The sequence below is a fragment of the Pseudoalteromonas sp. HM-SA03 genome, assembly GCF_002289345.1.
Classification (GTDB): Bacteria; Pseudomonadota; Gammaproteobacteria; order Enterobacterales; family Alteromonadaceae; genus Pseudoalteromonas.
The window spans coordinates 69,392-83,638 of sequence record NZ_NSDG01000083.1 but is presented as its reverse complement, the minus strand read 5'-3'; the positions used below and the strand labels follow the sequence as shown (position 1 = coordinate 83,638).

9 protein-coding genes are annotated in these 14,247 nt (G+C 45.6%); 1 reads left to right on the top strand and 8 read right to left on the bottom strand.

Features of this window, described 5'->3' with window-relative positions:
- Window positions 1-291 precede the first annotated feature (291 nt).
- The gene (locus tag CKO50_RS17015) at window positions 292-861 is read left to right on the top strand and encodes a hypothetical protein (protein WP_176474697.1); all 570 of its coding nucleotides are present in this window, start codon (window positions 292-294) and stop codon (window positions 859-861) included.
- Window positions 862-1,146: 285 nt separating this feature from the next.
- On the opposite strand, the gene CKO50_RS17010 is transcribed toward CKO50_RS17015, so the two are convergent.
- The 8 genes from CKO50_RS17010 to CKO50_RS16980 form a co-directional block, all read right to left on the bottom strand.
- Window positions 1,147-1,662: a hypothetical protein gene (locus tag CKO50_RS17010; RefSeq protein WP_095729118.1), complete on the bottom strand. Its 516-nt coding sequence runs from the start codon at window positions 1,660-1,662 to the stop codon at window positions 1,147-1,149.
- A gap of 109 nt (window positions 1,663-1,771) precedes the next feature.
- Window positions 1,772-3,691, bottom strand: a complete 1,920-nt coding sequence (locus tag CKO50_RS17005) for a TonB-dependent receptor (RefSeq protein WP_255230243.1) — start codon at window positions 3,689-3,691, stop codon at window positions 1,772-1,774.
- A 22-nt stretch (window positions 3,692-3,713) separates the two neighbouring features.
- Window positions 3,714-4,430: a TonB-dependent receptor plug domain-containing protein gene (locus CKO50_RS24825; protein ID WP_255230241.1), complete on the bottom strand. Its 717-nt coding sequence runs from the start codon at window positions 4,428-4,430 to the stop codon at window positions 3,714-3,716.
- Window positions 4,431-4,504: 74 nt separating this feature from the next.
- A complete protein-coding gene (locus CKO50_RS17000; RefSeq protein WP_095729117.1) occupies window positions 4,505-5,545 on the bottom strand; it encodes a FecR family protein in 1,041 nt (346 codons plus the stop codon).
- Window positions 5,546-5,568: 23 nt separating this feature from the next.
- Window positions 5,569-6,144 carry an RNA polymerase sigma factor gene (locus CKO50_RS16995; RefSeq protein WP_095729116.1) on the bottom strand — a complete coding sequence of 192 codons (576 nt, stop codon included), beginning with the start codon at window positions 6,142-6,144 and terminating at the stop codon, window positions 5,569-5,571.
- 87 nt (window positions 6,145-6,231) lie between these two features.
- Window positions 6,232-8,976, bottom strand: a complete 2,745-nt coding sequence (locus CKO50_RS16990) for a family 20 glycosylhydrolase (RefSeq protein ID WP_095729115.1) — start codon at window positions 8,974-8,976, stop codon at window positions 6,232-6,234.
- Between the two features lie 142 nt (window positions 8,977-9,118).
- Window positions 9,119-11,404, bottom strand: a complete 2,286-nt coding sequence (locus CKO50_RS16985; protein WP_095729114.1) for a beta-N-acetylhexosaminidase — start codon at window positions 11,402-11,404, stop codon at window positions 9,119-9,121.
- A 226-nt stretch (window positions 11,405-11,630) separates the two neighbouring features.
- Window positions 11,631-14,153: a TonB-dependent receptor gene (locus tag CKO50_RS16980; protein WP_095729113.1), complete on the bottom strand. Its 2,523-nt coding sequence runs from the start codon at window positions 14,151-14,153 to the stop codon at window positions 11,631-11,633.
- Window positions 14,154-14,247 lie beyond the last annotated feature (94 nt).

The following is a 14,247-nucleotide window of genomic DNA, read 5'->3' as shown; positions in this document are numbered from 1 at the left end:
CGTTTTCTTGGTTCGTTCTTTTTCGTCGTTTAAAAAGAATGAACGAGAAGCGCATGGATGCGCTTTGATATTAGCCAAGGAGGGAATGCTTGATTAGGGATTGTAAATCGCTGACACTCACCACTAATTATTATAGTCATGGGTGTCACTTGTTTTCTGTGCTTGTTTTCTGTGCACCTTACAAGAAAAACGAGAAATATAAATGCTGAAGATAATTTAATTAGTATTCTGAAAGACAAAAGGATTGAGGCACGCAATCACCATTGTCTTTTTAGCCCAAAAATAAAAAAGATGAAATTGACGCCCCAATTAAAGAATGCTTTTAAAACAGTATGTTTTACTGAAACTCCACTAGACCAAATTAACAAATTGGCTGTCGAAGATTTCCCTAGAAGAATACGATTACAACCATATGGGCTAGTTTTTTGGCGGGAAAATATGATTGAAGTCGGGACAAACCCTGCTATCTATCTCAACGCTGAAGGAACGACATTGCGTGAGTATCTCTTGAGCGAGTTTGATCGCCAGTTTAAAGGAGTCGATGCATTACATAAGCTGAGAAGGAATGAGCAATACTATAAGGAGATCGTACATTACTACTCTTTGGTCAATATTATGCACGAAAAACATGATTTCTCATGGGAACGAGAGTGGCGGCATTCCGGAGATTTTAAGTTCAAGTATTCCAATATAGTTGCTGTCGTGGCCAAGCACCCTGACGAATTTCTGAAGCGCTGCGAAAGTGAATTGCCTGATAAAAGTATTAAGTTCATAAGGCGTATTCCCATTATCTGTTCATCGTGGTCATATGAAGATGTCGTCGAGGAAATGGCGATCAAAATATGGAATAAAAATGCTTAACACATATGAACCTTACCCGANGCATAACGATTCTTTTTAGCTGCTTTTAAGCAGCTAATTTGTATTGGCAACGCTTAAACCTGTTCAACTTCCTTATGTCAGTTAGCCGTTAAAATCGTTTACGGCAAACACATATAGGGGCGTTACGCCATAATCTCCTATTGCGTTCCAATCGCTACCTAAATCAGTAGATACAACTTATTGTTTATAGCCCCTTCAAAACGGCATGATTAAATATCAGCAACGACAATTAAACCCACTATCGCATTGAGTTTTGGCAAACCACTACATTTCACTCAAATACTGGATCATCCGTCCTGAGCGTTTCTCTTCTTTAAAATCACAACTGGTTAAACGATATTGAACGAAGTTATCTGTTAAGCAGCGGGTGTCGTGGATATCGCCGGGTAGAAACACTCGGCAATCGCCGGCTTTGAGTGTGTCTGTTCCTCGGGATACAAGGTGGGTTTCGCCGCTTGCTGTGGTGATGGGTTTGTAAGTTGTCATTTCCATTTCGCCGGATTGCACGGCATAAAATACCCACCCTGCGCCGTGATCATGGGGCGGGCGGTACGTGCCCTTTTCTTCGGCATGGACTAGCAGCATAAAACCATGGTCAGGGTCTTGGTAGAGTGTTTTTGATGCCAGTCTTTCACGCATAATGCTCGCAAGCCAAGGCTCATGCGGTGGAGACTGAGTAAGTTCGCTTAACAACTCACGTACTGTCACTGTGGTGCTTGAATTTAACCCGCTCCAGTTGGCTTTTATGTCATTGACGATTTTATCTAAGCTTTTTTGCATTGCCTCTACCTCTTATCGTTTGTTCACTGTCATTCGGTTAAGTGGAGCATACAACTTCAAGTTCACTTTAAGTCAGGGAATAGAATTGCTCGAATAATAGCGGTGTCGCTTAAAACTGATAACTTAACGAAAGTTTGATGGTGCGACCAAAAATGGGTCTAGCATAAAAGATAGCCTCTTGGTGGCTTAAATCATCCCTAGGATTGCCCTCAGTTAGCCCCATAGCATTGGTGAGGTTTTTAACCTCAAGCTGTGCGCTGAGCTGTTCATTAACGGCCAACTCGGTAAATAAATCCCATGTTTGATAGGCCGGTAAGGCAAACCGATTGGCGATATCCGAATAGCGTTTACCAACATACGACCAGGTGATAGCCGCAGTAATTGGTCCTGCTTTGTATTCCGGCGTTAGTCGTAGTTGTAACTCCGGCGTGCGTGTTATTTGATTGCCATTAAATTCGCTTTGTGGCAATTGCTTAGGAATGCCATAAAACCCAGCGTCTTGCCACACACCTATCGCTCTAAACTGCAAGGCCAGACTATATTGATAGTCAAATTCGAACTCCAACCCTCGTGTTTGGGTATTGATTGAAACGGCTTGTTGAGTCGTAGCCGCACCGCGATACACCGTGAGCGGGAGCGGATCAAACTTGGTTTCAAATAACGCGCCACTAAACTGCCAATCAGCGGTTTGATAACGCAGTCCAACTTCACCTAACGCCAAGCGAATAGGTTGGCCAAAGTCTTGTTGTACGCGCTCCTCTTCACTTTTGGCCCACCCGCGGCCATTGCCGTAATTAATGAGCCGTGGCATTTCAAAGGCGTCGGAATAACGTGCAAATATCGCCATAGCGTCGCCGATTTGGTAATTTGCGCCAATACTGAGCGCATTTTGCGTAAAGGAATCACGTAAAGTGGTAGCCGGGAGGTAGTGAGAATAAGTGGCCTTTGACGAGTCTGTGTACGACTTTACCCCTTCAAGTAGCGTGCTGGTGAGATTCAGATGTTCATTACGAAGTGCCAAATCAACTCTAAGGTTTTCAGTGAGCTGCCAGTCAATATTGGCATACAGCGAATGTGATTGAGACAAGCCGCTACCGCTTAAATAAACGGGACCGGCGTAAGATAAAAAGCCTTGCTCGGTAAAATTGGCAATCACATTTTCTTGCCCATCAACCAGTACGATGTCCAGTCGCTCTGGTTGATGCTTTACATCCGTTAGTAACGCGCCGAGCCATTTATCTAGTGGTAACTCATCGAAATCACTTCGTGCGTAAATATGGCCGAGGGTCAGTGACCACTGCGCGTCGAGATAGTCCACACTAAAATGATTTACCAGCTGCTGTTGCTTGTAACGTGAATATAAAGGATAGCTAGCGGTCACGAGACCATTACCATTAAGCGTTGCAGGGTTGGCAACTAAGGTGTTATCTGAATAACGTAAGTATCGAGGTCGCAATGCGCTATTTGCAAAATGGCGTTTAAATTCGGTGATGTCTGCGTGTTGCAATCGGCTTGTGGCGTCGACTATGGTTTGGTTACCCAAATTCATTAAGGTATACAAGTCATTGTTTAAGCTTGAAAATCGCGTACGATTACTCAGGTTAACGTGTTCAAAAAGCGCCGTGTTAAACAGTAAAGTGTAGCTGTTTAGGCGTGTTTGCTGAGCGTCTTCTAGGTCACGCTGCACGCGTCCTTCCGGAGTGAAGAAGGAGAGCGACCTTAAGTCGTCGCTCAGTAGCGTTCCATCGTCATAAGGCAGGCTCGCCAGCTCTCGAATTTCGCCGCTATTTTGCATCACTAAAGGCGCGTAAAAGCTGGTTTTATCATTTAAATGTTTGTAGCTAAAATCAAGCTCAAATGCGTCGGTTAACCAGCTCACGCGCGCACTCACTTGGCCCCCTAAGTCGCTTTGATAACCCGGCTCCCGAATACCGTCGGAAGTACGATAAAACCCGCCTACCGTATAAAACCATTCATCATTCAACGCTCCGCTAAACACGCCATCAAAACGAGTGTAGTCATAGCTCAATCCCTGACTCACTTTCACTAAATTAAAAGGATTTTCTGAGCCTCGCCTGCCGATATAGNGGCCCGTTCACTGTAAAAATACCGCTACTGCCGCCACGCACCGCTTCAATGGCTTGATGGGTTAAGTCTGGACGTAAAAAAAAGTCCCCCCAAATACCGTCATAGGTCACGGGCAACCCATCTTCCATCAGGCTGATAAATCTAAACCCCTCGCCGCCTCTAAGTCCCCTTGGCGCAACATTATTGTTCGTTTCGCCACCCGAGTCTTCAATCCAAAAGCCGGTGATATTTTTAAGCGCTTCTGCACTGGAATACGGTGTTTGTTTTTCAAGTTGTAAGCTTGCAAGCTGAGTGATTGAAATAGACGAGTTTAAAATGCTACGGTTTTTGCCGCTTACACCCGTTACGATAATGCGCTCAAAGTGTTGTGCAGACTCAAGTTTTTTAGGAGTCACAAAAATACGCTGCTGCTCTGGGTCTAGGGAAAAGTCGTAGGCGGCTTGTTGAAAACTGGTGAGCAAGACTTGTTCGAGGGTGTAGCGGCCAGTTATCTGCTCAACGCTAATGTTATCTGGAATTTCGGCTGCACTTAACTGCCAGCCACTTTGCGCAGCAATATCGAGTAAACGCTGCTGCAAAGTCGCTTTAGGCAAGTTAAATTGATGATCCGTGGTAGCAAATGCAACGCCACCAAACCATATTAACCACGCTAACAGCGGGATTAATAGCTTGAATAACATAGTTTAAATCAATGTCTTTATTATTGTATAAACTTTGTACCACTTATATTGTGACTTTGCTATGACACTTTTAGCTAATTTGCGATTAGGGTGTATTCCTCGCCTTTTTGCATCACAGTAATTGGATAAATCTTTTCTAAACTATTGAGCCAATCGCCTATTTCAGTGGTTAAAAAGGTGCCATTGTAGGTCAGTTTTGCTAGGCGCTGATCGCTTAACTTCACTTTGATTTCGCTATATCGCGACACATCATTAAGCACATTGCCTAATTCTGCGTTTTGATACACTAAGTAGCCTTTTTGCCACGCCATGGTCAACGTTTCACCTTGGGCTTTACTACGAGTAACTTCGCCTTGCTGTGTAACTTCTACCGCTTGCCCTTGGGTCAATTTGATTGCTTGTTGCTGAGTCACAGCCACACGGCCCTCAAGCACATCGACTCTAATTGAAGCCGGATTGGCGCGAACATTAAACACTGTGCCTAGCGCCTCAACTTGGCTGTTTTGGTAGCGCACAATAAACGGTCGCTGCTTGTCCTTACTCACACTAAACAGCGCCTCACCTTGGTATAACAGTAGTTCTCTTGAAGTGTTGCTGTAGCGTACAGCCAACTGGCTATTGGCCCCTAAATCAACCTGACTATTATCATCAAGGGTAATGGTGCGATGCTCATTGACCTTGGTTTGGAAGAACTCGCTGTACACTGTATCGACTGGTGCTGGCTTAGCACTGGCAACNGCTTGTTGTAGTGGCTGCTCTGGTGCCATAAAAGTTACCAAGCCAACCAGCAGCAAAGTCGCGGCAATCGCAAGATACCAAGGGTGAGCGCGGCGTTTGAATGGTGGCTTGATGTCAGTTGCAGCCGTGGCGTTTTCTGCATCCAGCTGTGCAAGCTGCTGAGTAACATAGTCATCGTCAAGTTGGGCTGAAAGCGTCCAAAGCTCCAACATTTTGTTGAACACATCACTGTGTAGCGAATTTTCAGCTAACCACACATTAAGCGGCTGTGGATATTGAGTGCTGTCATGAGGTGAGATCTGCTGCTCGTCTAAGACTAATAACCAATCAGCGGCTTGCTCTTCAATTATTGCTAAATCGTCAGATAATGGAGTCATGTTTATATCCTTAACACTCATGATCAAAGCTCATGCTGTAACTGCTGGTAGCAATGACGAACTGCACGTAATACATATTTTCTTACCATACTTGGGGATATCTGTAAGGTCAAAGCTATCTCCTCATAGCTTTGACCACGAATTTTATACAATAAAAAAGCCAGCCTACATTTGTCGGGTAAGCTTGCGAGAGACTTTTCCATTTCTTTAAGTAGCTCTTGGTTGTGGTGGTTTTGTTCAGGGTTAGCGCTTGCGTAAGGTTGTGGCATTTGATCGCTATCGTGCTCACGGTCATCAAACGGGCTACGCGCTTTACGCCGCAGCTTATCAATGGCCAAATTGGTTGCAATTTTATACAAGTACGCGGCGATATAGTTGCTGACATTATCCTGCTCAAGTCCAAGCAATTTCACAAACGCCTCTTGGGCAACGTCTTCCGCCTCACGTTTGTCTAACCCTTTGCCCATAATGTGGCGGATCAGCTTTTGCTGTTGTTTCAAAAACAGCTGCTCTACTTGCTGACGACGTGCAAGGTCGTCGTTTGCAGCTACCTTAGTGGTATCGACTGCTTTACGCTTAAAAGATAATAACGGTGGCATGAATACGCATCCTACTCTTCCATTTGTGTTAGCGTGCAGCGAACCCATAAATTAATAGGTTCGCTGGCGTTGCTTAAACCAATTTGCTTAATTAACCGTTGCGACTCGGCTTACCTTGCCCGAATCACTCACCGTTCTGAGTTGTACTTTAGATGACGCGGTCAATGTCACAGGCCCTTCATAGCGATGCCATGTTACGCCTTGGTCAATCGAATACTCCGTAGCCATGCCAACAAACCGGGTATTGACGATTAACTTACCGCCTTCAATCGCGCCTCCAGGTAATGGAATACGATAATTTACCCCTACCTGCTGTGGTATTTGAGCATTAATATCTACCACTTGGTAATAGTCCAATAGTGGTAGAGCGTATTGCCCTAAAGTGTTGGTAAAGGTGTGCCAAGCCTCGGTAGTCGCTGCGCCTTGCGCTGGCATATCTTGCACCCATGCACGCTCAGCGGCACCCAGTAATTTCGGGAAAGTCATATAATCAAGAATTTCTGGTGACTTTTGGTTTTCGCCAAATAGTTGCGCCTGAATACCTTGAACATTTTGTTTACCCGCTTCGCTCAGTAACACCCATTTTGGGTCCCACGGCACTGGATTGCCTAGCTTGTCACGTTCAGCATTGGCGTAAATATTAAACGGACGATATTCAAACGCCTTTTTGGTATCTGTGTAACCTGCCCAGTGATAGCCTATTTCATCAGGATGTTTGTTATACGCAAGGTCAAGATACAAGTTTGTCGCATGGGCCAGCACGACTTTGTGACCTTGGTTCGCAAATTTGTAGGCCTGATGCTCATTGCCCCAACCCCACACGTTATTCCAAAACACGGGGAATATCTCACCGTAACTAACATTACCCGTACCATTGTGCGACAACACATCGCCCCAAGTTGCCATATCAAAACCATGCTGATTGACTATCTGCTTCCAGCGTAAAAAGAAGTAGTCAAACAGCTCTGCATCGGTTTTGCCCGCTGTAGCTGGGTTTTGATCGACCGCTGGAGATTGCGCCCACCATTCATTCGGACCTAAATGTGGCAGCTCGTCACCACCGCCATGCAGCCGAGTCAATGTCGCATCGGGCACGGCATCATAAATGGCGCGAGTTTCTTTCACCACATGGTTGAGGAAAGTAAAGGTGCTCTCAAGCGCTGGGTTAATAAAGTTGTCGGTATAAAATTGTGGGGTGTAATACTGCGACTGGTCGAGCGGATCAATCAACCTGAAACGATTTGCTTCAACTGGGTCGCTATCTTTATATTTGTTGTAGCGATATTCCATCGCTTTGATTGCTGCGCGCGCATGGGCTGGAAAATCATATTCGATGATCACATCGATATGACGATCAGCAGCATACTGAAGAATTTCTTTAAAATCATTCACCGTGTAGTAGCCCCAGCCTTTACCGAGAAAATTTTGCTGAGCAATTTCAAAGCCCTGATAACTAGGTGCGGTGCCTAAGTTTGCTGCGGTTTCATCCGTGGGTTTATTTTCAATCCCATCTCCTGGTGCAAAACCATTGGCAGCTCCCATAAAAGTATGCAGCATCGTGCTTTCGCTCAGGTCATATCCCCGCTTTGCTCCAAACTCCGTGAGTTCAGGAATACCCGGTATTTCTAGTCGCCAACCTTCATCGTTGGCAAGGTTAATTTCAAATTTGTTTAACTTGTAAAATGCCATCAAGTCCAACAACTTAAATACCGTTTCTTTGCTTTGAAAATTACGCGACACATCCAGCATCATGCCTCGATATTCAAACCGTGGTGCATCCAAAATGGTGCTAGCGGGTAGTACGGCACTGTCGGACAAAGTGGCTGAGTTTTTAGCCGTTTTATACACAGTTGTGGGGATCATTTGACGAAGTGTTTGAATACCATAAAACACCCCTTGGGCGTCACTTCCGGTAATGGTGATCCCCGAAAATGCATCGACCTCAAGCTTATAACCACTTGAGTCCGGCTGATTGTCTTGATTGGTATCGAGATTTGGGTCTAGCTGCAACTTGATAAGGTTCGGGCCATTTTGCACAGTGCTATTAATCGCAAATGTGCCGCTCAGAATATCGCGCAGCGCAGTTTGTAAGAAAGTGGCTTCTTTCGCCAATGAAGCTGGCGCTGAAATACTGGTTAATTGGCTCATCAAAGTTAAGAATTCATCATTCGGTGTGACCACTGAATGGGGCTGCGGAACCAAGCGATTTTTTAGCGGCAATGTCATGTGCGTCGCGCTGTTTTCGGCGAATCGGATGGCGGACGTTTGCACCGGCATATTATCGTTAACCGCTTGCTTTGTTTGTTTTGGATCGCTAGGGTCCATCATCACGTCCACCAGCACAGCTTGAGGCGCTTGATTATTGTAGCTAATGTGAAAGCCCGACGGTGAGTCGTTTTTCAGCATTTGCCAATACTGTGCAACGATTTCAATAGTACGAGATTCACCCGGTTGAATGGGGGCAAAACCCGCTGTGGGCTTAAGTACAAAGTAATCACCACTTTTTGCGTCATCGGCATTTTCTAAACTTATATTCTGTGCGGCGATATGCTGGCGCGCATACTGACCATTTGGATCTGAGTCTGGTAGTACGCTTGCAGGCGGCCTTACCGAGCTAAAATAAAGCGCCCAGCCAGACTCACCCAATGGCTCAAGACCATTATTAGTAATCGTCAGACTGCCAAGAAAGATATTCTCTCCAATGCCATGATCCACAACTTGCCAGCGTAATGCTAAGTTATCTGGGTGAGGATGTGCGACGCTGTAGTGGCTCGCAGTCAACAAGGCTAAGCCTGACAGTGAGGCAGTAATTATCTGTTTTTTTGCAAACATGTTGGCTCCTAAAATATTGTTATTGTTCGGATAGAGCGCGTACTGCTGCCACTCTATCTATGTAAACGTTTGAGCCGAGGAAGTTGGGAATGGAATCATAAATAATGCCCTAATTACGTATTTAGTATTAGGGCTGGTGTGATTAATATACCGCTATTTCATCGATATACAGGGGAAGTTTGGGGATTTGAATATCGTCAGATTGCTTACTATTAATGGCCACCACCTTTAAAAAGCGTACACTTACAGGAGCAAACGACAACACCGACATGGGCCCACGCGGATTATTAACCTCAGCTAACGTTTGCCACTGCTGTTTATCACTTGAACCCAGCACTTGAATATGTGTTGGCGGGTGCAGTTGTCTGTGTCGCCCGCTGTCAAAGCCCAGCTTAACCTGCTGCACTTGCGTTGACGCATCTAAGTCAATAACCGCCTCAAGATCGGTATCGTAAAAAATCGCATAATCATCAACGCTGTAAAATTGATCATAAGCAAATTGACCATCCTGCAGCTTAATCGCAGAGCCTTCGGCGGCTAGCGAGGCTAGCGTTATTTCTTTTCCAAGCGCTAAATGAGGTGAAAGCGTTAAACGCGCATCGCCTACCAATTGCCCCAAATCGCTTACATAACTGCGGGCGCGAAGCTGCGTTTCGTCAGTTATCACTAGTGGCTTTTGATATTGCTGCGATTGTAGCGTTGGCTCGCTGCCGTCTAAGGTATAGTAAATAGCCGTGTCGGCAATTTCAGAGGTGATGGTGGCGACGAGCTGCTGCCCATTAATCTCACTGGAAATAATAGGCTTATGGCTACTATAAGCGGTATTGAGGTGCATCTGCTGGTAGCGTTTTAAAAGCGCGGGTAAACGATATTGGCTGTAATCAGACCACGACTTTTGTGTTTTATCCGACCACAATGTTTCGGCCAGCGCACTCAAGCGCGGAAACAGCATATACTCGGCATGACGAGGTGTTTTTATATATTCAGTCCAAAGTGCCCCTTGCGCACCAATAATAAAGGCTTGCTGCTCAGCGCTTAAGTGGCTGGGCTGTGGCTCATATTGATAAACGTTTTTTAGACTTGAAAGCCCGTGGATGGCTTTGGGCTCGTCAAGATTGCGCGATTGATAGGCATCAAAATAAATATATTGATAAGGACTCATGATCACCTGATGGCCCATTTTTGCAGCTTGGATGCCTCCTTCCGTGCCCCGCCAAGACATGATCACGGCGTCATCCGCTACCCCTCCTTCTAATATTTCATCCCAACCAATTACCGTTTTGCCAAGATTTTGGACGATTTTAGCGACCCGTTTAATAAAATAGCTTTGCACTTGCTCAGGTGTGGTTAACTGATGCTGTTGCATCAACTTTTTCACCTCGGGGCTTTCTAACCACTGCTTTTTTATCACCTCATCGCCACCAATGTGGATATATTGGCTCGGAAATAGCTCGGCAACCTCTTTGTATACAACAGCAAGAAACGCAAACACGTCTTCACGGGGACATAACACATCTTCAAAAATACCAAACTGCGGCTGTACCTTTACTGCGCGCTGGTGGCAAGATAACTCGGGATATGCGGCAAGCATCGCACTGCTGTGCCCTGGAATATCGATTTCAGGGATCACTTCAATATGTCGCGCCTGCGCGTACTTAATCACTTCCTTAATTTGCGCCTTGGTATAAAAGCCCGATACCGTTTTATTATCAAACAGTGGTTGATAATCATAGGTATGGCCAACCACGGTACGAGGCCGTGTTGCCCCAATCTCGGTTAGTTTAGGATACGCCTCAATGGCGATTCGCCAGCCTTGATCATCGGTTAGGTGCCACTGAAAGACATTGAATTTATGCATCGCCAGCCAATCGATATAACGCTTCACGAACGCCACATCGAAAAAGTGCCGACTTACATCTAAATGCATGCCACGGTATGAGAATCGGGGCTGATCTTTTATTTCTACCGCAGGTATTGCCCAATTCGCCTGATTGATGGGCATACGCGACTCTATCTCAGCAGGGAGTAATTGTCGCAGTGACTGCATCCCCCAAAATAATCCGGTCGCAGTATTCGCTTGTATTTCAACCCCTTCAGGCGTCACGCTCAGCGCATATCCCTCTTGAGATAGCGGTATATCGACAATCTTAAAGGCAATACTATTTTTAGTTGTGCTATCAGCCTGAGACACTGGCAACTGATAGCCCGTAGGCGAGCGTAAAAAGGTCGCTAATTGCTGCGCAACGCTTTGAGCTTGCTGCTGGTTAAAGGTAATTTTACTGTCATGGGTAAGGTTAAAGTGACCATTACCAACACTAGCACTCAGTGGTTTTGGGGTGATCTGTAGCGCTGCACAAAGTGGTGTGAGCAACAAAGAAAACAGTAATAAACTGCTTTGCAAAAATGTATAAAAGACACTCTGGTTCATAAATAACTTCCTGAGAAAAGCCCGCTTTTAGCGGGCTTGAGTGAACTAATGAGCACTGGGCAGTGTGCAAATTAGCAAGGGAAATACAGGGTCTAATGACCTTTGCTATTTAATTTTTGTTCCCCTGAGTGAGTTTTGGTCGCGACGCTCGACTTGCTACATAGTGGGCTGAGCAAAAAGTTAAGCAACGATGAACTAAGCGCACTCAGGTGAACCCGATTAGGCCCTAAAAATTCAGCGTCAGCGAGGCGCTGATGGTGCGTCCTAAGATCGGCCGAGCATAGTAATAGTCGTATCCTGCTTGAACATCGTTAATGGCCCGCGGGTTTCCTTCGGTTAACCCGAGCTCATCACTAATATTTGTCGCTTTCACATGCAGCGCAACCGCGTCGGTAAAGCGATAATTCACCCCCATATCGATTGTGGTGTAGGCAGGGAGCTCAAACTTATTCTCCCCATCTGAGTAACGCTCTCCTAAATGGTGAATAGTTAAATAGATATCACCATCGTCAAAGTAGTAGGTTGGCGTTAACCTAAGCTGCACTTTGGGTGTGCGCTTCACTTGCTTGCCTTCCCAATGTGCAAATGCTCCGGTAAATCCTTCCATTTTTGGGTCTTGCAACACGCCTGTCAGCTCAAACTGTAAATTGTCATGCGCCTGCCACACTGTTTCAAACTCAAGACCATCGGTGACTGTATCTATGGTTTGATTCGCCACCTCACCATCGCTGCCGGTAAAATTACGTTCCACTAAGTCATTAAATTTAGTTCTAAACAAGGTCAGTGATGCGCCAATTGAATCGCCAGCATAGCGAGTACCCAATTCGCTAAAGGTTAAATTAACGCTGTCATTAAAGTCGGCATCAACCCCCGAGTGAATATTCTGACCAAAGCTCATTAACCTTGGCATTTCGAAGGCGTCGGCATAACGACCAAATACTGACACATCACCCGAGAAGGTATAATTGAATCCCACCGTCCATGCGGTTTCGGTTTCGCTACGAGTTTTTGACAGAAATTTGTTTGACGGCATATCGACGTAATTATTGGCAAGATTGTTATCTATGTCATTACCAGCGCTGTCAAAAGCGCCCGCAACAGGCTGTGCAAATGTGGTTGCGGAGGCGGTGCTATCTAGCTCCAACCACTCAATCCGAACACCACCGTCAATACGAAGGTTATCGGTTGCTTGATATTGTTCATTGATAAATAAAGAGTTGGAAGTACTGGTACCAAAAGCGGTTGCCTGTCCCCAACCAGGAGCATAACCTGTTGAACCGTGGTCAGTTAATTGACCAACCACTTGTTGATTGCTGTTAACTGCAACAATGTCGAGTAATCGAGCATTGTCTTTTACTTCCGTTAAAAACTGCGATTCCCATTTATCAACTGGCAAGGAATCCGCATCTACATAGGCAAATAACCACCCGATGGTCAGCGTGTGTTGATCACCTTCATAGGTAAAATTGAGCTTATTAACAAACTGCTCAGCATCGTAGCGCGAGTAAAGCGGGTAGCTTGTGGTGACTAAGCCGTTTCCGTTTAAATTGCTAACATCTGTCAGTATTTCACCACTATCGACGTATCGATACCGTGCGGCAACGGCGCCATCATTGGCAAACTGGTCCAGCATATTTTGCACATCTTGCTGCCCAAGCCGGGTATTGGCATTGACGAGCGTCGAGTTATCGAAGTTAAGCAAAATATACATGTCGTTTTCAAACTGTGAGTAACGGCCAGCTGTATTCAGCAGCCAACGGTCGCTTAACTCCCAATCTAAGTGATAGCCTAGCGTACTAAACTTGGTATGCTGCCCATCTTTAAGGTCTCGTGTTTTATAGCTGCCATCAGGCTGCAAATAGTTTAAAAAGCGCTGACCATTACCAATCAAGGTGCCATGCTGTGGGTCAACACCAGCAATGCCTTTAGGGTCACTTTGATCTCTAAGCGGAATAGGCACAAAGAAAGTGGTATGGTCATTGAGGTGCTTGGCAGACAGCGTGAGTTGGCCTTTATCGAACTCACGCACTAAATTGAGTCGAAGTTGGCCGCCGTGATCTGCGGTAAACTCTGTGTCTCTCACACCATCAGAACGACGATAAGAGCCACCGATCGACATTTTCCAGTTGTCACTAATAGGCGTGCCATAAAAAAACTCGCCGCGATACATGCCGTAATCGGCAGCTGTTAAGCGGATCGTTGCTTCTTCAATGTCATCCGGTTTACGGGTAATAAAGTTTACTAACGCCGCAGGGCCATTGGTGGTCAGTAGACCTGAGGTGCCCCCACGAACCGCTTCCATATGTTCAATCGTAATATCTTGACGCTGATAAAAATCAACCCAAACGCCGTCGTACACCACAGGTAGCCCGTCTTCTTCAACGCCAATGTAACGGAAGCCTTCACCGCCACGTAGTCCTCTAGGCGCAACATTATTGTTGGTTTCACCACCTGAATCTTCAACCCAAAAGCCTGGCACACTTTCCAGTAGATCCGCCGTACCTAGTGGTGCTTCTCGCGCCAACTGTTCAGCATTTAATGTGGTAATTGAGACCGATGATTCCAACTTAGTTTGGCCGCGCCCACCGCTGCCAGTCACGACAATTCGCTCAAGGTCGAGTAGTTTCTTTTTTTCTGTAGTTTCTTGCGCCTCTTTTGCTTGCGCAACCGCAGTGTGCGAACCCAATAACGCGCCACTGATAGCAAGCGCAATAAGATGTTTGTTATAACGAGATGTATTATTGCTCATGGTATTCCCTTCATTCTTGTTGTTGGCAGAGCAAGCGAGTGAAGCTCTGTAAATCTATAAACGAACGAAGGGAAAGTTTTAGGAATATTTTTAT

What these genes read in the sequence shown, in the direction of transcription:
- CKO50_RS16985 (WP_095729114.1), bottom strand. Translation starts at nt 11,404, where the DNA reads ATGAACCAGAGTGTCTTTTATACATTTTTGCAAAGCAGTTTATTACTG.
- CKO50_RS17015 (WP_176474697.1), top strand. Translation starts at nt 292, where the DNA reads ATGAAATTGACGCCCCAATTAAAGAATGCTTTTAAAACAGTATGTTTT.
- CKO50_RS16990 (WP_095729115.1), bottom strand. Translation starts at nt 8,976, where the DNA reads ATGTTTGCAAAAAAACAGATAATTACTGCCTCACTGTCAGGCTTAGCC.
- CKO50_RS16995 (WP_095729116.1), bottom strand. Translation starts at nt 6,144, where the DNA reads ATGCCACCGTTATTATCTTTTAAGCGTAAAGCAGTCGATACCACTAAG.
- CKO50_RS17010 (WP_095729118.1), bottom strand. Translation starts at nt 1,662, where the DNA reads ATGCAAAAAAGCTTAGATAAAATCGTCAATGACATAAAAGCCAACTGG.
- CKO50_RS16980 (WP_095729113.1), bottom strand. Translation starts at nt 14,153, where the DNA reads ATGAGCAATAATACATCTCGTTATAACAAACATCTTATTGCGCTTGCT.